24 protein-coding genes and 1 pseudogene are annotated in these 21,485 nt (G+C 67.7%); 24 read left to right on the top strand and 1 reads right to left on the bottom strand.

Annotated features, from left to right (window positions below; genetic code table 11):
* Positions 1 to 16: 16 nt before the first annotated feature.
* From ndhC to VFS34_03680, 23 genes and pseudogenes are all read left to right on the top strand, one after another.
* Positions 17 to 373, top strand: a complete 357-nt coding sequence (gene ndhC / locus VFS34_03790) for an NADH-quinone oxidoreductase subunit A (GenBank protein ID HET9793561.1) — start codon at positions 17 to 19, stop codon at positions 371 to 373.
* A gap of 13 nt (positions 374 to 386) precedes the next feature.
* Positions 387 to 872: an NADH-quinone oxidoreductase subunit B family protein gene (locus VFS34_03785; GenBank protein HET9793560.1), complete on the top strand. Its 486-nt coding sequence runs from the start codon at positions 387 to 389 to the stop codon at positions 870 to 872.
* Position 873: 1 nt separating this feature from the next.
* The gene (locus VFS34_03780) at positions 874 to 1,446 is read left to right on the top strand and encodes an NADH-quinone oxidoreductase subunit C (GenBank protein ID HET9793559.1); all 573 of its coding nucleotides are present in this window, start codon (positions 874 to 876) and stop codon (positions 1,444 to 1,446) included.
* Between the two features lie 202 nt (positions 1,447 to 1,648).
* Positions 1,649 to 2,728 (top strand): annotated as a pseudogene (locus VFS34_03775) (NADH-quinone oxidoreductase subunit D).
* On the top strand, positions 2,725 to 3,864 hold the full coding sequence (gene nuoH / locus VFS34_03770; protein ID HET9793558.1) for an NADH-quinone oxidoreductase subunit NuoH: 1,140 nt from the start codon (positions 2,725 to 2,727) through the stop codon (positions 3,862 to 3,864). Before VFS34_03775 ends, nuoH begins: the two are co-directional and overlap by 4 nt.
* Positions 3,861 to 4,340: an NADH-quinone oxidoreductase subunit I gene (locus VFS34_03765; protein HET9793557.1), complete on the top strand. Its 480-nt coding sequence runs from the start codon at positions 3,861 to 3,863 to the stop codon at positions 4,338 to 4,340. Before nuoH ends, VFS34_03765 begins: the two co-directional genes overlap by 4 nt.
* 4 nt (positions 4,341 to 4,344) lie before the next feature.
* A complete protein-coding gene (locus VFS34_03760; protein HET9793556.1) occupies positions 4,345 to 4,899 on the top strand; it encodes an NADH-quinone oxidoreductase subunit J in 555 nt (184 codons plus the stop codon).
* Between the two features lie 22 nt (positions 4,900 to 4,921).
* Complete coding sequence (gene nuoK / locus VFS34_03755) at positions 4,922 to 5,227, top strand: NADH-quinone oxidoreductase subunit NuoK (protein HET9793555.1); 306 nt, start codon at positions 4,922 to 4,924, stop codon at positions 5,225 to 5,227.
* A 4-nt stretch (positions 5,228 to 5,231) separates the two neighbouring features.
* Positions 5,232 to 7,424, top strand: coding sequence for an NADH-quinone oxidoreductase subunit L (gene nuoL / locus VFS34_03750; GenBank protein ID HET9793554.1), 2,193 nt, complete (start codon positions 5,232 to 5,234; stop codon positions 7,422 to 7,424).
* Positions 7,425 to 7,438: 14 nt separating this feature from the next.
* The gene (locus VFS34_03745; GenBank protein ID HET9793553.1) at positions 7,439 to 9,109 is read left to right on the top strand and encodes an NADH-quinone oxidoreductase subunit M; all 1,671 of its coding nucleotides are present in this window, start codon (positions 7,439 to 7,441) and stop codon (positions 9,107 to 9,109) included.
* Positions 9,106 to 10,542, top strand: coding sequence for an NADH-quinone oxidoreductase subunit N (locus VFS34_03740; GenBank protein HET9793552.1), 1,437 nt, complete (start codon positions 9,106 to 9,108; stop codon positions 10,540 to 10,542). Before VFS34_03745 ends, VFS34_03740 begins: the two co-directional genes overlap by 4 nt.
* Before the next feature lie 226 nt (positions 10,543 to 10,768).
* Positions 10,769 to 10,999 carry an AtpZ/AtpI family protein gene (locus tag VFS34_03735; GenBank protein ID HET9793551.1) on the top strand — a complete coding sequence of 77 codons (231 nt, stop codon included), beginning with the start codon at positions 10,769 to 10,771 and terminating at the stop codon, positions 10,997 to 10,999.
* On the top strand, positions 10,996 to 11,385 hold the full coding sequence (locus VFS34_03730) for a hypothetical protein (GenBank protein HET9793550.1): 390 nt from the start codon (positions 10,996 to 10,998) through the stop codon (positions 11,383 to 11,385). The genes VFS34_03735 and VFS34_03730 overlap by 4 nt, the downstream gene beginning before the upstream one ends.
* A 39-nt stretch (positions 11,386 to 11,424) precedes the next feature.
* Positions 11,425 to 12,183: a F0F1 ATP synthase subunit A gene (atpB, locus tag VFS34_03725; GenBank protein ID HET9793549.1), complete on the top strand. Its 759-nt coding sequence runs from the start codon at positions 11,425 to 11,427 to the stop codon at positions 12,181 to 12,183.
* A gap of 46 nt (positions 12,184 to 12,229) precedes the next feature.
* Complete coding sequence (locus tag VFS34_03720; GenBank protein ID HET9793548.1) at positions 12,230 to 12,541, top strand: ATP synthase F0 subunit C; 312 nt, start codon at positions 12,230 to 12,232, stop codon at positions 12,539 to 12,541.
* 298 nt (positions 12,542 to 12,839) lie between these two features.
* Positions 12,840 to 13,475: a sigma-70 family RNA polymerase sigma factor gene (locus tag VFS34_03715; protein HET9793547.1), complete on the top strand. Its 636-nt coding sequence runs from the start codon at positions 12,840 to 12,842 to the stop codon at positions 13,473 to 13,475.
* Positions 13,476 to 13,593: 118 nt separating this feature from the next.
* The gene (locus VFS34_03710; protein ID HET9793546.1) at positions 13,594 to 14,178 is read left to right on the top strand and encodes a zf-HC2 domain-containing protein; all 585 of its coding nucleotides are present in this window, start codon (positions 13,594 to 13,596) and stop codon (positions 14,176 to 14,178) included.
* Positions 14,088 to 15,167, top strand: coding sequence for a hypothetical protein (locus VFS34_03705; protein ID HET9793545.1), 1,080 nt, complete (start codon positions 14,088 to 14,090; stop codon positions 15,165 to 15,167). The genes VFS34_03710 and VFS34_03705 overlap by 91 nt, the downstream gene beginning before the upstream one ends.
* A 105-nt stretch (positions 15,168 to 15,272) precedes the next feature.
* A complete protein-coding gene (locus VFS34_03700; GenBank protein ID HET9793544.1) occupies positions 15,273 to 17,447 on the top strand; it encodes a HAMP domain-containing methyl-accepting chemotaxis protein in 2,175 nt (724 codons plus the stop codon).
* Positions 17,444 to 17,764 (top strand): hypothetical protein, encoded by a 321-nt coding sequence (locus VFS34_03695; GenBank protein ID HET9793543.1) that lies wholly within the window; start codon positions 17,444 to 17,446, stop codon positions 17,762 to 17,764. The genes VFS34_03700 and VFS34_03695 overlap by 4 nt, the downstream gene beginning before the upstream one ends.
* A 130-nt stretch (positions 17,765 to 17,894) precedes the next feature.
* Complete coding sequence (locus VFS34_03690; GenBank protein ID HET9793542.1) at positions 17,895 to 18,203, top strand: hypothetical protein; 309 nt, start codon at positions 17,895 to 17,897, stop codon at positions 18,201 to 18,203.
* Positions 18,204 to 18,214: 11 nt separating this feature from the next.
* Entirely contained in the window at positions 18,215 to 18,625 is a 411-nt protein-coding gene (locus tag VFS34_03685) for a phage holin family protein (protein ID HET9793541.1), read from the top strand.
* The gene (locus VFS34_03680) at positions 18,622 to 18,948 is read left to right on the top strand and encodes a hypothetical protein (protein HET9793540.1); all 327 of its coding nucleotides are present in this window, start codon (positions 18,622 to 18,624) and stop codon (positions 18,946 to 18,948) included. The genes VFS34_03685 and VFS34_03680 overlap by 4 nt, the downstream gene beginning before the upstream one ends.
* Here VFS34_03680 and argS read toward each other — a convergent pair.
* Complete coding sequence (argS, locus tag VFS34_03675; protein HET9793539.1) at positions 18,910 to 20,955, bottom strand: arginine--tRNA ligase; 2,046 nt, start codon at positions 20,953 to 20,955, stop codon at positions 18,910 to 18,912. The genes VFS34_03680 and argS overlap by 39 nt on opposite strands.
* Before the next feature lie 55 nt (positions 20,956 to 21,010).
* Between argS and VFS34_03670 the strand changes: the two genes are divergently transcribed.
* Positions 21,011 to 21,478 carry a YraN family protein gene (locus VFS34_03670; protein ID HET9793538.1) on the top strand — a complete coding sequence of 156 codons (468 nt, stop codon included), beginning with the start codon at positions 21,011 to 21,013 and terminating at the stop codon, positions 21,476 to 21,478.
* Positions 21,479 to 21,485: the final 7 nt, after the last annotated feature.

Raw genomic sequence — 21,485 nt, 5'->3', positions numbered from 1 at the left:
GAATCCCGGGGCTCGCATGGAATCGTATTTCTTCATCCTGGTGTTCGCGATCCTCGCGGCAGCGCTGCCGATCGGGACGATCGTCGTCGCGAGGCTCCTCCAGCACGGCGTCCCGAATCCCGCCAAGGGAGAGCCGTACGAATGCGGCATCGAAGCCCCGACGACCGCCTTCGATTACCGATTTTCCGCGAGGTATTTCCTGATCGCCGTCCTCTTCGTCGTCTTCGACGTCGAGACGATCTTCCTCTTCCCGTGGGCGATCCTCCTCGACAAGCTCGCGATCTTCGGGTTCGTCGAGATGCTCGTGTTCCTGGCGATCCTCGTCGTCGGCTACTTCTACGCCTGGAAGCGCGGCGCGCTCCAGTGGGCATGAGGGACGCCGCCGCATGAGCCTCCTCGCCAACCGGTTCGAAGAAAACGTTCTCACCACCACCGTCGATTCGGTCATCAACTGGGCGCGGCGGAGCGCGATCTGGCCGATGCAGTTCGGGCTCGCCTGCTGCGCGATCGAGATGATGGCGGTCATGGACGCGCGGCACGATCTCGCGCGCTTCGGCGCGGAAGTGTTCCGCGGAACGCCGCGGCAGTCGGATCTCATGATCGTCGCCGGAACGGTCGTCGAGAAGATGGCGCCGGTCGTCAAACGCCTCTACGACCAGATGCCCGACCCGAAGTGGGTGATCGCCATGGGCTCCTGCGCGACGTGCGGCGGACCGTACCGGACGTACGCGGTCACCCAGGGCGTGGACCGGATCGTTCCGGTCGACGTTTACGTCCCCGGCTGCCCTCCCCGGCCGGAGGCGCTGCTTTACGGAATCATCCAGCTCCAGAAGAAGATCGACCGGATGAAGGTCATCCGCAAGGCGTCCTGACATGGCCGAGAAGCCCGCGCCGAAACCGGCCGCGACCGACGCTTCGGGGCACCCCTGGGTCGCCGCGCTCGCGCAGGCGGTTCCGGGCGCGGTGGTCGCCGCGAAGGAATTCGCGCGACAGGTGACGGTCACGGTCCCGCGGGAGAAGATCGTCGACGTCGCGCGGCATCTCAAGGACGTCCAGGACTTCAAATACTGCGTCGACGTGACGGCCGTCGACTGGCGCGACCGCCAGCCGCGGTTCGACGTCGTGTACCACTTCTATTCCTTCTCGAAGAACGACCGCATCCGGGTGAAGCTCGGGTGCGCCGAGGGGGAGGAGGTCCCGTCGATCGCGACGACCTTCCTCGCCGCGAACTGGTCGGAGCGCGAGGTGTGGGATCTCTTCGGCATCCGGTTCTCGGGGCACCCGGACCTGCGCCGGCTCGTCACCTGGGACGGCTTCGAAGGACATCCGCTGCGCAAGGACTTCCCGGTCGAGGGGATCGACACGGGGGCCGCGATCTACCCGGAGGAATGGCCGGCCGGCGCCGGTCCCGCGCCCGACGACCCGAATCGGAAAGTGCTTTCGTGAGCGACGGACCCGATGGGAGGCTCGTGGAAGCGCGCGAACGGAGCCGTCGCGTCGAAAAGACGCGCGAAATGAACGGATGAGCCGGACCCCCGAGCAGGACGAAGCCGATTACTTCGCCGCCCGCGCGAAGGCGGCCGCCGGGCTGCACCATCCTCCCGCGCGCACGGTGGCGGCGCCGAAGACGCTCTTCGACGTCACCGAGATGGAGCTCAACTTCGGGCCGCAGCACCCGTCGACGCACGGCGTGCTCCGGATCGTGCTGAAAGTCGACGGCGAGAAGATCGTCGACGCGATCCCGGACATCGGCTATCTCCACCGCGGGACCGAGAAGCTCTTCGAGACCGAGACCTACCCGATGGCCATCCCGCACACCGACCGCATGGACTACGTCGCGGCGGCGACGAGCAACCACGCGTACTGCCTGACGGTCGAAAAGCTCCTCGGCGTCGAGGTGCCCCGGCGAGCCCAGCTGATCCGCGTGATCCTGGACGAGCTGCAGCGGCTCTCCTCGCATCTCGTTTGGCTGGGCACTTCGGGAATCGACCTCGGCGCGGTGACGCCGTTCTGGTACTGCTTCCGCGAGCGGGAGCAGATCCTCGACTTCTTCGAGGAGTACTGCGGCGCGCGCCTGACGCTCAACTGAATGCGCATCGGCGGCCTGCCGTTCGATCTCACGCCCGGCTGGGTCGAGGCCGTCGGAGCGTTCATCGACGACTTCCCGGGCAAGATCGACGATTACGAGACCCTGCTCACGGACAACCGGATCTGGAAGAAGCGGACCGTCGGGATCGGCGTGATCTCGGCCGAGGAATGCATCGAGTGGGGCCTCACCGGCCCGGTGATCCGCGGCTCGGGCGTGGAATGGGACCTCCGGCGGGCGCAGCCCTACGAGTGCTACGACGAGCTCGACTTCGTCGTGCCCACCGGGAAGAACGGGGACACGTACGACCGCTACCTCGTGCGCATCGCCGAGATGCGGCAGTCGGCGAAGATCATCCGGCAGTGCCTCGACCGTCTCGAGCCGGGCGAGATCAAGGGAAAGGTCCCGCGCGTCATCAAGCCGGTCGCCGAAGAGGTGTACGCCTCCATCGAATCCCCGAAGGGAGAGATCGGCTTCTACCTCGTCTCGAACGGGACGAACAAGCCCTACCGGCTGCACGTGCGGCCTCCGTCGCTCATCAACCTGCAGGCGCTTCCGCGCCTCGCGCGCGGCCATCTCGTCTCCGACCTCGTCGCGCTGATCGGAACGGTGGACATCGTGCTCGGAGAGGTGGACCGGTGAGCCCGGCCACTCTCCAGACCGTTCTCACGGCGGTGAAGATCCTCCTGATCGTCCTCGTCGTGCCGGCGATCGTCGGATTCGTGATCGTGTACGCGGAGCGCCGGATCATGGGATTCATGCAGGGGCGGCTCGGGCCCAACCGCGTCGGCCCGCAGGGTCTCCTCCAGGGGCTCGCCGACCTGCTGAAGCTCGTGACGAAGGAAGACCTGACGCCGACCCGCGCCGAGAAAGTGAGCCATTTCCTCGGGCCGGTGCTCTCGGTCATCCCGGCCCTGACCGCGCTCGCCCTCATCCCGTTCGGCGAGAGCATCCGGATCGCCGGGGTCGAGACGCCGCTCTGGGTCGCCGACGTGAACGTCGGGCTCCTCTTCCTCCTCGGGATCACCTCGATCGGGGTGTACGGGATCATCCTCGGAGGCTGGGCGTCCAACAACAAGTTCTCGCTCCTCGGCGGACTCCGCTCCGCCGCGCAGCTCGTTTCCTACGAGGTTCCGATGGGCCTCGCGATCGTCGCCGTGCTCCTCATGTCGCGGTCGCTCTCCCTCGTCGAGATCGTTCGCGTGCAGGACCGGCTGCACCTCTGGTTCGTCTTTCCGGGACTCCTCTCCTTCTTCCTCTACTTCGTCTCGGGCGTCGCGGAGACGAACCGCAATCCGTTCGACCTGCCGGAGGCGGAGTCCGAGCTCGTCTCCGGCTTCAACACGGAGTATTCCGGGATCAAGTTCGCGTTCTATTTCCTCGGCGAGTACACGGCCATGATCGTGGTGTCCTCGGTCGCCGTCACGCTGTTCTTCGGGGGATGGCTCCCGCCGTTCCCGCATCTCCTCCCGGGTCTGCGAGCGGTGCCGGGGATCGTCTGGTTCCTCCTGAAGGTCGGCTTCTTCATCTTCTGCTACATCTGGTTCCGCTCGACCTTCCCGCGCTACCGCTTCGACCAGCTGATGAACCTCGGATGGAAATGGCTGATCCCGATGGCGCTGGTCAACATCATGGTCGTCGCCGGCTGCGTGCTCGCCGACACCGTCCACGGCCGCGGACTGCGGGTTCTGGGCGGGGTGTTCACCGCGTTCTTCGTCGTCCTCTTCCTGCTCGCGAAGCTCCGGCGAAAGCTCGCCGTGGCGGAGGCCCGCCCGTGAAGCTCAAGAAATGGCTCGACCGGCTCACTCTCCTCGACCTCTTCGACGGGCTCGGCGTCACGGGGCGGCATCTCGTCACGAAGAAGACGACGATCCAGTACCCCGAGGAGAAGAAGGAGCCCTCCGACCGATTCCGCGGCATGTTCCGCCTCGACGAGGAGCGGTGCATCAAGTGCACGCTGTGCGCGATCGAATGCCCGATCAACATCATCTACATCGACTGGCACAACGAGAAGAACGAGGCGGGGAAATCGGTCAAGGTGCTCGACCGGTTCGACGTGGATCTCAAGCGCTGCATGTTCTGCCAGCTCTGCGAGGAAGCCTGCCCCACCGTTCCCAAGTCGATCTGGCTCACGACGAAGACGTACGAGCTCGCGACGTACGAGCGGAACGAGGCGCTCTACCTGGGAATCGACAAGCTCACCGAGTGGGACGAGAACGTGAAGCCGTTCACGATCACCGAGCAGGGGAAGTGAAGAAGTGACCGACGCGCTCCTCACCGGGCTCTCCGGCGGGATCTTCGCGATCTTCGCCCTCGTCGCGGTCGTTTGCGCGATCTCGGTGGTGCTCGCCCGGAACCCGATCCATTCGGCGCTCTTCCTCCTGGCGACCTTCCTGATGGTCGCCGGGATCTTCTTCCTCGAGAGCGCCGAGTTCGTGGGCGCCGTCCAGATCCTCGTCTACGCGGGCGGGATCATGGTGCTCTTCCTCTTCGTGATCATGCTCGTCAACGTCCAGCGGCTGCCGCAGACGGAGCCCTACCAGAAGCAGATCGTCGCCGCGGTCGTCCTCGGATTCGTCCTGAACGTCCTCTTCGACGCGCAGCTCGTGCTCGACCCGATCGGCGGAGCGGCGCCGTTCTCCCCCGACGCGTTCCGCACGGTCGCGGGACGGGTCCTCGGCAACAGCCAGGCGGTCGCCTGGGGCCTCTACCGCGAGTACCTCCTGCCGTTCGAGATCGCCTCCGTGTTCCTCCTGGTCGCGATCGTCGGCGCGGTCGTGCTCGGGCGCCGGTCCGTCGAGAAGATGGACTGATGGGGGCCGGGAGGATTCGCCGATGAACGTCACGATCAACGACTACCTCGCTCTGTCGTTCCTGATCTTCACGATCGGGTTCGTGGGAGTGCTCGTGCGGCGGAATTTCCTGACGGTCCTGATGTCGATCGAGCTGATGCTGAACGCGGTGAACCTGAACCTGATCGCGTTCTCGAGACGGCTCAGCGACCTGACCGGGCAGATCTTCTCCGTCTTCGTGATCACGATCGCGGCGGGCGAGGCGGCGATCGGCCTCGCGATCATCATCTCCCTCTACCGGCAGCGGAAGACGTTGAACGTCGACGAAGCCGACACGATGGAGGGCTGACGCGGTGCGCGACCTGCTCTGGCTGATCCCGGTCCTCCCGCTCGCCGGGGTCCTCGTCAACGGGATCCTCTATCTCGTTTCGCATCGCACGCACGGCGAGCCGCAGCACGGCCACGAGGCGCACTCGACGGAAGCGAAAGCGGCGCCGTCTCCGGCAACGGGCGACGACGCCCCGCCGCACGCGTCCGCGCCGTCGGCGCACGTCGACCAGCACCCGCACGTTCCGTTCAAGGGCGCGCACGTGTTCGTCTCGCTCGCGACGACGGGCCTCTCGTGCCTCCTCGCGTTCGCGGCGATCCTGGACTGGGTGAAGACGGAAGGTCTCGCCCACGCGCACGTCGTGAGGATCGCGACGTGGATCCCGCAGGGGGTCAACGCGCTGCGGGGAGGGGGAACGGCCGCGTTCTCGGTCGACTGGGCCTTCCGGCTCGATCCGCTCTCGGCGCTGATGATCTCCTTCGTCACCTTCGTCGGCTTCCTCATCCACGTCTATTCGGTCGGGTACATGGGGCACGAGGAGGGCTTCGGCCGCTTCTTCGCGTACCTGAACCTGTTCATGTTCTCGATGCTCCTCCTCGTGCTCGGCGCGAACTTCGTCGTGATGTTCACCGGGTGGGAGGGCGTGGGACTCTGTTCCTACCTGCTCATCGGCTACTACTACGAGAAAGACTTCGCCGCCGACGCGGGGAAGAAGGCCTTCGTCGTGAACCGCATCGGCGATCTCGGTTTCGCGCTCGGGATCTTCGGGATCTTCGCGATCTTCGGCTCGCTCGATTTCGGGAGCGTCTTCCCGGCGGCCGCGGCGCATCCCGAGCGGTTCGCGCCCTGGGCGACCGTGATCTGCCTCTGCCTCTTCGTCGGGGCGATGGGGAAGTCCGCGCAGGTGCCCCTCTACGTCTGGCTGCCGGACGCGATGGCGGGGCCGACGCCCGTGTCCGCCCTGATCCACGCGGCGACGATGGTCACGGCCGGCATCTACATGGTCGTCCGGTGCAACGTGCTCTTCCGGATTGCGCCCGCGGCGATGAACGTCGTCGCGATCGTCGGCTGCGTCACGGCGATCCTCGCCGCGTCGATGGCGCTCGTCCAGAACGACATCAAGAAAGTGCTGGCCTACTCGACGATCTCCCAGCTCGGCTACATGTTCCTCGGATGCGGCGTCGGCGCGTTCGTCGGCGGCATCTTCCACGTCTTCACCCACGCGTTCTTCAAGGCGTGTCTCTTCCTCGGATCGGGCTCCGTGATCCACGCGATGGCGGGGGAGCAGGACATGCGGAAGATGGGCGGGCTGAAGGAGGCGTTGCCGACCACGCGCTGGACGTACCTCGTCTCGACGCTGGCGATCGCGGGCATCTTCCCCTTCGCCGGATTCTTCTCGAAGGACGAGATCCTCGGCGAGACGTTCGGCCACCACCGCGTCTTCCTGTGGGGGATCGCGATCGTCGCGGCGGTGATGACCGCCTTCTACATGTTCCGCAGCTACTTCATGACGTTCACCGGGACGTTCCGGGGAACGGAGGAGCAGAGGCACCATCTGCACGAATCCCCGGGCACGATGACGTGGCCCCTCCGGATCCTCGCCGTCGGCGCGGTCCTCGCCGGCTTCGTCGGGCTCCCCGAGGTGCTCTCCGGGATCGTGGGCGTTCCCCACGCGCTCGCGCGCTGGCTGTCGCCGATCTTCCTCGAGATTCCGGGCGAGGCGGTCGAGGCGCACCTGTCGCACGGCACCGAAGCCGCGCTCATGGTCTTCTCGGTCACCGTCGCCGTGATCGGGATCGGAATCGCGTGGCGCTTCTACACGGGGGAGAGCGCCTTCGAGCGGCCGCGGCGGCTCGCGGAGCGGTTCCCCGCGGCGTACCGGATCGTGTTCAACAAGTACTACGTCGACGAGGCGTACGACGCGCTCTTCGTCGAGGGGCTCGGGAAGGGCGGCGGGCGGTTCCTGTGGGACTTCGACGCGCGGGTCGTCGACGGCTTCTTCGTCCACGGCGTCCGCAACGTCGTGATGGCGCTCTCCTGGATCTCCTCGATCTTCGACCAGTACGTCGTGGACGGGATGGTCAACGGCGTCGCCGGCACGCTCCAGGCCGGTTACCGCGGGCTCCGGCGCGCGCAGACGGGGCGCGTGCAGAACTACGCGTTCGTGATGGGGGGAGGTTTCCTCCTCCTCGTCGCGGCGTACCTGATCTGGCGTTGAGAAGGAACTGACGCATGGCATTCTTTCAGCAGCACATCCTGTCGATCGTCGCCTACGTCCCGCTCGCGGGGGCGCTCCTCCTGATCTTCGCCGTCCCGAAGGAGAAGACCTCGGCGATCCGGCTCTGGGCGACCGTCGTCGCCGGCCTCGACTTCGTGATCTCCCTCCCGCTCTGGTTCTGGTTCGACCGCGGGAAGGACGGATTCCAGTTCCAGGAGATCGCGAGCTGGATCCCTTCGCTGGGGGTGAAATACCACTTCGGAATCGACGGGATCTCCCTTCTGCTGATCCTGCTGACGACGCTCCTCGGGTTCATCTCCGTCTACTCGTCGTTCACGGCCATCCACGAGCGGCAGAAGGAGTACTACGTCTTCCTCCTCCTGCTGCAGACGGGGATGCTCGGGACGTTCATGACGCTCGACTTCTTCCTCTTCTACGTCTTCTGGGAAGTGATGCTCGTCCCGATGTATTTCCTGATCGGCATCTGGGGCGGGCCCCGGAAGCTCTATGCCGCGATCAAGTTCTTCCTGTACACGCTCGCGGGCTCCGTGCTGATGCTCCTCGGGATCATCGCCGTCTACTTCTACAACACGACCGGCGTCCTCGGAATGAAAGGGCTCGGGAACGCTCCGACGTTCGACATTCCGACGCTGACGGCGCTCACGCCGTCGATGCCCGTCTACTTCCAGATCCTCCTCTTCTTCGCGTTCTTCTTCGGATTCGCGATCAAGGTGCCGATGTTCCCCTTCCACACGTGGCTCCCCGACGCCCACGTGGAGGCGCCGACGGCCGGCTCCGTGATCCTCGCGGGCGTCCTGCTGAAGATGGGGACGTACGGGTTCGTCCGCTTCTCGCTCCCCATGTTCCCCGGCGCGATCACGACTCACTGGGTGGCGATCCTGATGATCGCGATCTCGATCATCGGGATCATCTACGGCGCGATGGTTTCCCTGGTCCAGAAGGACATGAAAAAGCTCGTCGCGTACTCGTCGGTGTCGCACCTCGGTTTCGTGATGCTCGGCGTCTTCGCGCTCAATCCCGCGGGCCTGCGGGGCGGGATCCTCCAGATGATCAATCACGGCATCTCGACCGGCGCGCTCTTCCTCCTCGTCGGCATCGTCTACGAGCGCCGGCACACGCGCATGATCGCGGAGTACGGCGGCCTCGCGAAGCAGATGCCGATCTACGCGGTCTTCTTCCTCGTCATGGCGATGTCGTCGATGGGGCTCCCGCTGCTGAACGGTTTCGTCGGAGAGTTCACGATCCTGAACGGCGCCTACCTCCGCAACCCCTGGTTCGCGTTCTGGGCGCTCTGGGGCGTCGTCCTCGGGGCGGCGTACCTGCTGTGGCTGTACCAGCGGGTCTTCTTCGGCGAGCTCTCGAACCCCGCCAACCAGAAGCTCCCGGACATGAACGCCCGCGAACAGTGGACGCTGATCCCGCTCGTGGCCTGCGCGCTCTGGATCGGCCTCTACCCGCAGCCGTTCTTCGACGTGATCGCCCGGCCCGTCGACCGGATCGTCGCCGCGATCGACGGCGCCTCGAAGCCCGCCGCGCAGACGGCGTCGCTGGCCTCGCCGGCAGCATCTGCCGCCGCCTCGCCGGCGGCGGCCCTCGCCGCCTCGCCGGCAACGGTCCTCGTCGCCTCGCCGGCAACTCGGAAAGCGGCGGCGGCCGTCCGATGACGATCCGTCCCCACGACTGGCTGCTGCTGTCGCCGGAGCTGCTGCTCTCGGCGGTCGCTTCGCTCATCCTCTGCCTGGCGGTCTTCACGTCGAAGGCGCGGGAGAAGATGCTCGCCGCGGTGGCGCTCGCCGGAGTCGTCGGGACCGCGGGCCTGCTCGCGGTGCTCTGGAAGGATCCGTCCCGCTCCGCGCCCATCCTCGGCGGGATGTTCGTCGCCGACAACTTCTCGATCTTCTTCAAGCTCCTCGTGCTGCTTTCCGCCGCGCTCACGATCCTCTCGTCCGTGCGGTTCGTCGGAGAGGCGACGTATCCGGCGGGGGAGTACTACGGCCTCGTGCTCTTCGCGACCGTCGGAACGATGTTCATGGCGTCGGGGGACAGCCTGGCGTCGATCTACGTCAGCCTCGAGCTGATGGCGCTCTCCTCGTACGTGCTCGCCGGCTACTTCAAGGACCAGGTGAAATCGACGGAGGCGGCGACGAAGTACTTCATCCTCGGCGCCTTCTCTTCCGGCGTCCTCCTTTACGGGATCTCGCTCCTGTACGGGTTCTCGGGAAAGATGGGGCTCCTGGACCTCGCGACCGCGTTTTCGGCGGCGCCGGCGAACCGGATCCTCACGATCGGCGTGCTCCTGCTCCTCTTCGGGATCCTGTTCAAGATCGCCGCGGTGCCCTTCCACGTCTGGGCGCCGGACGTGTACGAGGGCGCGCCGACGCCGATCACGGCGTTCCTGTCGGTCGGACCCAAGGCGGGCGCGTACGCGATCCTCGCGCGGATCTTCTACGTGGCGCTGCCGCACTTCGCCACGGACTGGAAGCTCGTCGTCGCGATTTCGGCCGCGGCGACGCTGGTCGTGGGGAACGTCGCGGCGCTGCTCCAGACGAACGTCAAGCGGCTCCTCGCCTACTCCTCGATCGCCAACGCCGGCTATGCGCTCCTCGGCGTGCTCGGCTTCGAGCACGGCGGCGTCGCGGCGATCCAGATCTACCTCCTCGTGTACACCTTCATGAACTTCGGCGCGTTCGCGCTCGTCATCTTCCTCGAGTCGCGGGGCTATGCAGGGGAATCGATCGACGACTGGAAGGGCCTCGCGCGCCGAAATCCGCTCCTCGCGGGCGTGATGCTGATCTTCCTCCTGTCGCTGGCGGGAATTCCGACGACCGGCGGGTTCATCGGGAAGTACTACCTCTTCGCCGTGGCGGTCAACGCCGGATACCCGGGTCTCGCCGTCCTCGCGGTGCTCGCGTCCGCCGTGTCGCTCTTCTATTACTTCCGCATCGTGATGGCGATGTACCTCGCGGAAGGGGAGCCGGCGCCGCTCCGGAGCTCGCCCGGGGTGACCCTGTCCGCGGGCGTGTGCGCCGTGATGACGATGGTGATCGGCCTCGCCCCCCAGCCGTTCATCGCGATCATTCAGCGCTGCGGCCTCTAGGATCGGCGGCGCGCCATGCATCGAGCGAATGCGGGCGCGTGCGCCCGCCCGCGGCGCTCGCCGTACGCCGCCGCCGGTACGGCTCGGCCGCGGGCCGGGCGACCCGCCTCCCGTCTCGCTCGCGCCTGACGCGCGGCGCCGCGAATATCGCCGTGTATTAGGGCCGTGGGCCGGTCAGCCGGATGAATCGCCGCAGCGACCATGCGGACAGTGAAAGAATCCGCACATGAGCCCGACGCCCCGTTTCCGCGCCGCCGCCGACGCGATCACGCTCGGGATCGCTTTCCCCGCGTGCATCGTCGCCGGATACTTTCTCGGAAAGGGCGCGGACCGTCTGTTCGGATGGGCTCCCTGGGGCTCGTATGCGGGCGGTGCCCTCGGGATCGCGGCCGGATTCTGGAACCTGTTCAAGATCTCGCGCGAGGCCGACGAGGAAGACCGCCGGGGGCCTTCGTGACGGCCGCGGATTCGGTGCTCCGGCGGGTCAAACGGACGGCGTTGCTGCTCTCCGGAATCGGCGCGGCCGGCGCGTTCGCCGCGTTCGGGCCGCGCGCCGGCGTCTCCTTGACGATCGGAGCGGCCATCGTTATATTCAACTTTTTCGTTCTGGAAAAGGTGATGGGAGGGTTCCTCGCCCCCAGAACCGGAATGCGATTCTCGGACGTGGCCGTTCCGGCGATGGGGTTTCTCGGAATCCTCCTGCTGCTGACCCTGGTCCTGAGGTGGAAGGAATTCGATATCCTCGCGGGCCTCGCGGGGCTTTCGGTGATCGTCCTGGCGATCGGCTGGGAGGGAATCCGGGGGCTGCGGCCTCGCGAATCGAAAGGGGAGATTCCGAAGTGACCGAGGCGCGAAGAGCGTGAACTTCAAAGGCGACGTCTGATGGAGCACTCGTTTCTGTACGGGCCGGTGAACCGGCTCCTCGTTTCCCTGCTCGGCGCGCCGCCGGTCGACCGGCTTTCGCCGGGCTGGCGCACTTTCCTCTTTCCGGACGGCGGCAGGATCTGGCTCCAGGACAACGTGATCATGGCGTTCCTCCTCTTCGCCGCGCTCGCGCTGGTCCTGCCGCTGGCCAGCCGCAGGTTTCGCAAGAAGAGTCCGGGATGGTTCCAGAATCTGAACGAGATGATCATCCTCGCGCTCCGCGACCTCATCGACGACATCGTGGGGCACGGAGCGGCGAAGAGGTATCTGCCCCTTCTCGGAGCGTTCACCTATTTCATCCTGATCTCGAACCTGATGGGGTTCTTTTTCTTCCTCACGCCTCCCACCGGCTCCTTCCAGACGACGCTCGCGCTCGCGATCACGTCGTTCGTCTATTTCAACACGCAGGGCATCCGCGAGCACGGCCTGGGCGGGTATCTCCGGCACTTCATGGGGCCGATTCTCGCCCTCGGTCCCGTGCTGTTCATCATCGAAATGGTCAGCGTGTTCGTCCGGATCGGTTCGCTCTCGCTGCGTCTGGTCGGCAACATCGGCGGCGAGCACCTCGCGACGGGAATCTTCTTCGGGATGGTTCCGATCATCGTTCCCTGGCCCATGATGCTGCTCGGGCTGATCGGCGCGCTCCTCCAGACCTTCATCTTCGTGATCCTCTCGACGATCTACATCGCGGGCGCGGTCGCCCACGAGGAACATTGAAAACGCCCCGCGCGGGGAAAACAGGGAGAGAAAGGAGATTCGTTCGATGTCGAAAAAGGCTTTCTACGGAATCCTGACGACGATGGCGCTCACCGCGGCGCCCGCGTTCGCGCAGGGGACCGCGCCGGAGACCGGTGGAGTCAAGTGGGGTGTCGTCGGTGCCGCGTTCGCCATCGCCGTCGCGGCGGCGGCCGGCGCGTTCGCCCAGGGCAAGGCCACGGCGGCCGCGTGCGAGGGCATGGCTCGAAATCCGGGCGCCGCGGGTGCGATCCGGACGATGGCGATCCTCGGCCTGGCGCTCATCGAGTCGCTCGTCATCTACGCGCTCGTGATCGCTTTCACCATCCAGGGCCGGTAGACCCCCACCCCCCTCTCCACGCGGAGAGGGGGCGCCCGGGAGCTCGCCCCCGCCGCGGCGGGGGCTTTTCTTTGCCCGCCGGAGAGAGCGCCTTCTTGTCCCTTCCGGATGACTTTTTGTCGCCGAAAGTTTCGGTGAAACGTTTTTTCCCTGTTTTTCGTAATACAGGTGAGGCCCGGAAGAACGCCTAACTGATTGATTAAAAAGAGAGGGGCCGCGGTGGCCTCGGGAGATGCTCCCGGGCAGGGCGCTTGCACCAGGATCCGGTCAGGGTTTGGAGGAAAACATGTTGAATCTCGTGAAAACTTCTGACTCGCCAAGAGGGGACGTTCCGAAGCTCGAGACGACCGCCTGGGATTTCGATTCCCAGACGATGCCCTATGTCGATTCGCTCTACAACACGGCGTACCGGATGACCGGCAACTCCCAGGATGCCGAAGATCTCGTCCAGGAGACGTTCTTCAAGGCGTACAAGTACTACGACAAGTTCGAGGAAGGCACGAACCTCAAGGCTTGGCTTTTCAAGATCTTGAAGAACACTTTCATCAATAATTACCGGAAGAAGAAGCTGGAGCCGAGAAGCGTCGAGTTCTCCGACATCGAGGACTCGTTCGAGAAGATCGTTCGCCACGATCCCGACGAACAGCCGCGGGACCCGGAGTCCCGGTACCTGGCGAGCGTCATGGACGAGGGCGTCAAAAAGGCGCTCGAGGGGCTGCCCGCCGACTACCGGATGGTGGTGATCCTCGCGGACCTCGAGGACTTCTCGTACAAGGAGATCGCCGAGATCCTGGAATGCCCCGTCGGAACCGTCATGTCGCGGCTCTACCGGGGACGGAAGCTCCTGGAAAAAGCTCTATTGCGGTTCGCCCGGACGCACGGTTACATGCGCGGCGCCACCCCTGCCCGGACGAGGCTCAAAAGCCGGAAGTAGCGCCCGGAAGCAGCCTGCCGGCAGCGGATTCCCGCCCTCCCGGCGGAATACCCCTCCATTTTTCCGGGTTGTTGAGGGAGAATGTCGCGACGCGGGCGCCGCGAGATTCTCATCGAATATGGACTGCGCGAGAACCCGATTTTTCCTGAATGCCTACCTGGACGGCGAGCTCTCGGAGTGTGACCGCTTCGAGGTCGCCGGGCATCTCGCGCGCTGCGAGCGCTGCGCGCTCCGCCTGGAGAGCTTCCGGCGGATCCGGTCGCTCCTCAAGGATCGCAGTCCCCGCGACTGCGCCCCCGTCGAGCTTCGGAAGAGGATCGCCCAGCGCAGGGGACCGGCGCGGGCATGGCGGCGTGTCTGGCGTCCGGTCGTCGGCGCGACCGCCCTTTGTCTCCTGGTCATTCCCGTCGTCGCCGATTCGCTGACGAAGCCCGCTCCGGGAGCGCCGGTGCTCGCCGAGCAGCCGGTGGAACGGGTCGTCCGGGGCAAAATTTTCTGCCTTCGCTGCGCGCTCCAGCCGAAGCTCGCGATTCCCGAGACGAAGGGTTCACCGCACCTCGCGGCGTTCCGCGCCGAGGACGGCCAGGTCTGGATCCTCCTCAATCGCGAAGCGTGCCCCGATTCTTTCCCGGAGGGGGACGTCGCGATGACCGGCGAGTTCTTCCCCGCGAGCCACCTCGTCGCCGCCGAGAGCATCCGCTGAGCGTTTGCGTTTCCGCGCCGGCGCGCATCGATCTCGCCGGCGGCACTCTCGATCTCTGGCCGCTCTATCTCTTCCACTCTCCCGCGATCACCGTCAATCTCGCGATCGACCGACGGGCGCGCGTCCGCGTCTCGCGGGTCGCCTCGGGTTTCGAGGTCGTGTCGCGCGACCTGGGCACCGAGGAACGGTTCGCCTCCGCCGCGGACGCGCGCGGTTCCGCGGCGGCGCTCTCGGCCGAGGCGGCGCTCGCCCTCGGAATGTCGGACGGAATCCGGATCGAGACGGAATCGTCCGTCCCGTTCGGATCGGGGCTGGGCGGCTCGTCGGCGCTCCTCGTCGCCGCCGTCTCCGCGCTCGGCGCGCTCGCCGGCGCCGAGCTCGAGGCGGAGCGGGCGATCGATCTTTGCCGCGACGTGGAGACCCGGGTGCTGGGCCGGCCGGCGGGGACCCAGGACTACGTCCCCGCGCTCCGCGGCGGTTTCCACGCGATCCGGTACGGCCCGGGCTCGCGATCGATGCGGAGCGTTCCCGCCGACGTCGGCCGCTTCGCGCGGTCCCTCGTCCTCTTCGACTCGGGACGACCGCACTCCTCCGGCCTCAACAACTGGGAAATCTACAAGGCCCGGATCGACGGTGATCCCGAGGTGACGGGTCTTCTCGCCGGCATCCGCGACGCCGCCGACGAGATGGCCGCCGCGCTCGACGCCGGAGACCCGGAGGCGATGGGGCGGGCGCTCGGAAGGGAATGGTCGTTCCGGAAGCGCCTCTCTCCGCGCGTTTCGACCCCGCTCCTCGAGGAGGCGGAACGCCGCGCGGCGGCCGCGGGGGCCTGGGGAGCCAAGGCGTGCGGCGCGGGGGGCGGCGGCGTGATGATCGTCCTCGGGCCCGAAACGGCGCGCGAGCGGATCGCCCGGGCGCTCGGCGAAATTCCGGGCGGCGCGCTCTTCGCGGCGTCCCCCGACCTCCAGGGGGCGCGCGTCGAACTCTGATATCCTCGGCCCCAAGAGCCCGGGCGAAATGACCGTGAACCGACTCTCGCCGATCCGGCGGCTTCGCCGCGACCGCCCGAACCGGGCCGCCCGGAAGCGCTCCGCGTGAGCCCGGTCGACCCGTTCGCCCGCCGCGGCCGGAGCGCGTCGATGACGACGGAGCTCGTCGCGGGAGTGACGCTCCTCCTCTTCCTCTCCGCGATCGCCTACCTGGTCTTCTTCAACCTCATCGCGCGGCGCGCCTTTCTCGGGCGGCTTCGGCGCGAGGGGACCTCGCTCGTGAAGACCGCCGCCGCCGGCAGCGGCTACTACCTCGACTTCCGGCTCGAAGCGAATCTGCGCGACATCGCCCAGTCGCTCCTCCTGAACCCGGCGGTCGACTACGCGGAGTTCCTCGACGCCGACGGGAAGCTCCTCGGCCAGAGCGATCCCGCCCGGCGGCCGGCCGCGCTCGTCCGGCCGGGAAGACTCCCCGAAGGAGAGTTCCTGTTCTCGGCGCCGGTCGCGGACACGCCGACCGCCGCGCGGGTGCTCGATCGCCTCGGCGTGACGAGCCGGGGCGAGCTCGGGCGCATCGGCACCGACGCTCTGGTCGCGGCCGGGGTGGATCGCGGCGAAGCGGACAACTTCCGGCGGACGGCGATCGTGGGCACGCTGCGGGTCGTCCTGAACTCCCACGACTGGAACGAGGTGAAACGGACGCTCTGGGGAGGAGGGATCCTCCTCACGCTCCTCGTGCTCGCCGTCGGCGTCGCGGCGATCGTCGTCGCGACCCGCGTGATGATCCGGCCCCTCACGCTGATCGCCCGGTCGGCCGAGCATCTGGCTTCGGGGGATCTCAGCCGTCGGATCGAGACGCCGCACCGAAACGAGATCGGAGTGCTCGCCGCATCCTTCAACACGATGGCGGAGGGGCTCGCCGGAATCGCCCGGAAGATCCTCTCGGGCCAGCGCCGTGTGCGCGAGGTGGCCGGCGGGATCCGCCGCGATTCGCAGGCGGTCGCGGTCCGCGCCGAGGCGCAGAACGAGATCGTCGACCAGGCCTCGGCCTCGATCGAGAAGTCGGACGGCGACACGCGCGTGATCGGGGAGCGGATGGAGGACCTCTCCGCCTCCGCGGAGGAGACCGGTTCGTCGATCCTCGAGATGGCCGCGTCCCTGGAGGAGGTCTCCCAGCACATGGACGCCCTGCACGCGTCGATCGAAGAAACCTCGACGGCGGCGGTGGAGATGGCCCAGTCGATCGCGTCGATCGATCAGTCGGTCGAGAGCCTGAGCGCCTTCGCCGGGGAGACGGCGGCGTCGATGACGCTGATCGACGCCTCGATCCGGCAGGTTCGCGAGAGCGCCCGCAAGAGCGCCCAGCTCTCCGAGGGCGCGGCCCACGACGCGCAGGGGGGACAGGAGGCGGTGATGCAGACGGTCTCCGCGATGTCGGCCGTCCGCGAGGCGGTCCGGGCCGACTCCGCGCGGATGACGACCCTCGGCGAACGGTCCCGCGAAGTGGGGAAGATCGTCCGGATGATCGAGGAAGTGGCGGGGGAGACCCATCTCCTGGCCTTGAACGCCGCGATCCTCGCGGCGCAGGCGGGCGAGGAGGGCAAGGGTTTCGCGGTCGTCGCCGCCGAGATCCGCGCGCTCTCGGAGCGCGCCTCCGCCGGGGCGTCGGAGATCGGCGAGCTGCTCTCCGGAATGCAGAACGAGGTCTCGGTTCTCTCCGATTCGACCAAGGAGCTGGTCCGCCGCGTGGAGGACGGATCCGCGCGCTCCCAGAGCGCCGGCGAGCGCCTCGGGAAGATTCTCGAGCGGTCGCGGCAGGCGAGCGAGGCCGCCGCCGAGATCGCGCGCGCGACGGCGGAACAGAGCGACGGCTCGCACCGCGTCGCGACCGCGATCGACCGGGTCCGCGAGCAGATCGGGCAGATCGCGTCCGCGATCTCCCAGCAGAAGGCGGGAGGGCGGCACGTCGAGAACGCGGTGGCGTCGATGCGGGAACGCTCCGCGTCGATCAAGGGAGCTCTTCGCGAGCAGAAGAATGCCGGCGACTCGATCGCGCAGGCGGCGGAGAGCACGCTCGCGCGGATCCGCGAGGTCCTTTCCTCGACGGAGCGCCAGAAGGCCGAATCGGCCCGTCTCGTGGAGCTGATCTCGGGCGTCCGCCGCCAGAGCGGAGAGAACACGCAGACCGCGTCCGCGGTGAGCGCGGCGGTCGAGGAGCTCCAGACCGAGATCGACGCGCTCGAGCGGGAGATCTCGCGGTTCCGCCTGGCCGACGCGTGAGCGCCGCCGGCCTCGTCGTTCGCGTCGACGGGACCGAATACTTCATTCCGGCGGAGCGAGTCGGCTTCGTCGCCCCCGTCCGCGAGGTTCGGGAGGGTGAGCTCGTGATGCCCCGGGGCCGCCTCGCGCTGGTCGACCCCGGCCGACGAGACCCGTCGACGCGGCAGGCCGCCGTCGCGATCCGGAGGGGAACGGATTTCGTCGCGCTCGCGGTCGATTCCGTCGATCTCGCCGATGCGGCCGCGGCCGAGCGCGCGATCCCGATCTCCGTCCTGGACGCCGTCCTCGGCGCCGGAGAACCCCCGGCCCGGTCTTGATCCCGATCGAATCGGGCGAGGGGCGCCCCGGGGGCGGGGGAGCAGCCGACGCGCCCGCTCCCGTGGCGCTCTTTTTGCTCCCTGCCCGGCCGGAGTAGGATAGAAGCCGGTTGCGACCGGGGAGGCCACGATGAACACCTGGCAGGCGGTCCTGAGCGAAGCGTCGAAATCGCTGAAGGATGGAAACGAGGACTTCGCCGAGTCCTGGGGAGTTCTCCGGGAGGAGGCGGTGTCGCGCGGAGAACAGCTCCTGGACGACGCGAAACGGCACGCGGCCGCCCTCCTGGCGCTCGCCGCGGAGCGCGGCGTGCACCTCGCAAAGGAGTACGGCGTTCCGCTGGTCGCCGGCAGGCCGCACCGCCGGCGGTCGGCGTGGAAATGGGTGATCGGCGCGGCCGCGATCGCGGTGATCGCGGCCGGGATCGCGTCGCGCGACTGATCGACGCCGCCGTGGAAGAACCGGAGACGCCGGAACCGGCGTCCGGAAGCTGGGGTCACTGGAAACGCGCCGCTGCGGCATTCGCCCGCTCGGCCCGATCGCTCGCCTCCCTCCGATGGCAGATGTTCCGCCGCGAGGCGGGGGCGTGGGCGAAGGGAACCGCCCTCCGCGTCGTGATGCTCGTCGTCGCGCTGACGCTGACGGTGCTCGCGTCCGCCCTGCTCGTCGCGGGACTCGTGGCCGCGCTCTATGCCTGGTGGGGAACGCTCGTCGGGGCCATCTTCGCCGTGTTCGGCGTGTGCGTGCTGGCGGCCGCCGGTCTGGCCGTCGTGGCGTGGCGGGGAATGGCGGGTCCTTCGTTCCCTCGCACCGCGGAGGAGCTCCGCCGGGATTTCGACGCTTTCACGGGGCCGGAATCGTGAAGGCCGATCTCGAAGATCTCGTCGCGGCCGGCGATCGCGAACGCGTCCGCCTCGGCGCTTCGTGGCGGGAGCTCGAGAGCGCGACCGCCCGGATCTCCTCGGAAACCGTCGCGGGGGTCGAAACGGCGGGCGCCTCCCTCAAGTGGGGAGGGCTCTTCCTGCTCGGCGCCGCGGTCCTGATGCGCTGGACGAAGGTCCGGAGCGGCTGGAAGATCGGAAAAGTGCTGCTCGCGACGGCCCCGATGCTCGCCCGCTTCGCATCCCCGCGGGCGCCGGGCGTGCTGTCACATCTTTTCCGGCGACGGAATTCCGAGAAGGGATAACAGGCGCGCGAGCCCGGCCCGGAACGCGAGGGCCGCGGCGAGCCGGCGGTTCCGCACCCGGGCGTCCTCTTCCGACGCGATCGGATGCCGGTGGTAGAAGCGCGAGAACGCCTGGGCGAGCGCGTAGGCGTGGCGCGCGACGGCCGCGATCTCGAGGGTTTCGACCGCGCGCGCGACGACCTCGTCGATCCGCGCGGTCTCGACGAAAATCTCCCAGAGATCGTCCTCCCACGCCTCCTCGCCGAGCGCCGCGGCGTCGACGTCCGCGGGAAGTCTGCGGTCGCGGAGCTTCCGCAGGATGTTCTCGACGCGGACGGACGAGTACTGGAGATAGGGGCCGCTGTCCCCCTCAAAATTGAGCGCCTCGTCGAAGTCGAAGGCGATCACCTTGTTGCGGCCGAACTTGAGCATGAAGTAACGAAGCGCGCCCACCGCGATCGCCTCGGGAATGGACAACCAGGCGCCGTCTGATGGAGGCGCTTCGAGTTCGTTCCCGACGGCGCGTTTCCGCGCTTCGCGGACCAGCAGCTCGAGCAGGTCGTTCGCCTTGACGCCGAGGCCCTTTCGGCCCGACATCTCGACGAACGCCTTTCCGCGATCGTCGTCCGTGAGACGGTACTCGTCCCCGAACTCCTCCGCGAGCCGCGCGACCGACTTCGGCGTCATCGCGACCATCTCGTAGGCGAAATGGATCGACCGGTTCGCCTCGGCCTCGAAGCCGAGCGCGAGGAGCCCTTCGCGGACGACCTTCTGGGGATACGACTGCCGCTGGTCGATCACATTGACCACCCGCGTCGCGCCGCCGAATGAGGGATGCTCGCCCGACGCGCCGGTTTCCGTCCGCCAGACGGGGTGGGAACGCACGTCGGCCGGGATCGATTCCCCCGCGCCGCGCCCCGCGTTCCAGTCGGGAGCGAACGGCGCGTAGTCGAAATCGAGGCCGAGCTTCCCGAATTTCCAGAGCTGGTAGGCGATGTCCTTCCCGGTGTAGGTGACGGTCCCGTTGCTCCGGACCAGGATCTTGTCCGGTTCCTCGAGGCCCGCGAATTCCTCCGAGTGCGTGAGCCGCATCACCCAGCACCCCGCGTGCTTCCCCTCGGTTTCGAGCGCGATGGCGGCGCGTCCTTTGAGGAGATCGAATGCCCGGGTCCAGAAGTGCTTCGCGAGGATGTCGGACTCGCGGGGGAGGAGATCGTAGGCGACGCCGAGGCGCCCCATGGTCGCGACGTGCTCCCGCACGACCGCCTCCGAGATCATCGCGGCGGCGGCGGAGCGCGCGTTGCCGCCCTCCTCCATCGCGTGGAGGGTTTCGTTCCGAAGGCCCTTCGTCGAGACGTCCGACTCGTACCAGCGGCCGACCTCCGCGTAGACGTCCCAGCAGACGTCGCCGAACGCGCGATAGTGCGCCCCCGCGCTCGCCGGGTCCGCGATCGCCGCGCGGATCCGGTCGAGGCTCCACTGGCGGAGGTCCCAGAAGCCGACGACCACGTCGGCGACCTGGACGCCGGTGTCGTCGATGTAGTTCTGGACTTCGACGGGAGTCCCGGAGGCGCGGAGGCATCGGACGAGCGTGTCGCCGAGGATCGCGTTGCGCAGGTGGCCGATGTGGGCCGCCTTGTTCGGATTGATGTTCGTGTGCTCGACGATCACCTTGTCGCCGGCTCCCGTTCCGGCGGCGTCCTCCGGAGCTTCGGCGAGGAAGCGCGCGATGAAGCTCGGACGGTCGAGGCGGAAGTTCACGTAGCCCGCGCCCTCCACCCGCGCCTGCGCGACTCCGGGCGGGAGCACGATCGTTTCCGCGAGCCGGGCCGCGATCTCGCGCGGCGGCCGGCGCAGCGCCTTCGCCAGATCGAAGGCGACGGTCGTCGAGTAATCGCCGTGGGCGGCATTGGCCGGCCGTTCGAGCTCGACCGCGGCCGGGGGTGTTCCGAAGGCCTCCGCAACGGCCCGGGAAACGGCCTCCGCGAGCGCGCGCCGCGAGGCGCCGAAGAGGGAGAACGGTGTCAAGCGCGCGCAGTTTATCCCGGAAGCTCCGGGAGAATGGGCGGGGGATAATCGGGCCGTGACGCTCCGTGGAACGTGGGCTTCGCTCGCCGCCCGGCTGCGCCGGGCGCTCGCGCCGGGGCCGGCGGCCGAACGGAAGCCCGTCGCGACCCGCGCGTCGGGAGAGCGGGGCGAGTCCCTCGCCGTCTCGTTCCTCCGGCGGAACGGTTTTCGAATCCGCGAACGGAACTTCCGCACTCCGGCCGGCGAGCTCGACGTGATCGCGGAGGAGGCGGACCTGCTCTGCTTCGTCGAGGTGAAATGGCGGCGCGGGCCGGTCGCGGGACATCCGGCGGCGGCCGTCACTCCCGAGAAACAGAGACGGATCGCCCGGGCGGCGGAGTGGTACCTCGCTCGCCGCCGCCTGCACGGACGCGCTTGCCGCTTCGACGTCGTCGCGATCGTCGGGAACGAAGACGACGTCCCGTCGGCGACGCTCTACCGCGACGCCTTTCGCGGTCCCTTCCCGCCGCGCCGCCCATCCTGACCGCCGA

It is taken from the genome of Thermoanaerobaculia bacterium (assembly GCA_035717485.1).
GTDB lineage: Bacteria > Acidobacteriota > Thermoanaerobaculia > UBA5066 > DATFVB01 > DATFVB01.
This window is presented reverse-complemented; position numbering and strand designations above follow the sequence as displayed.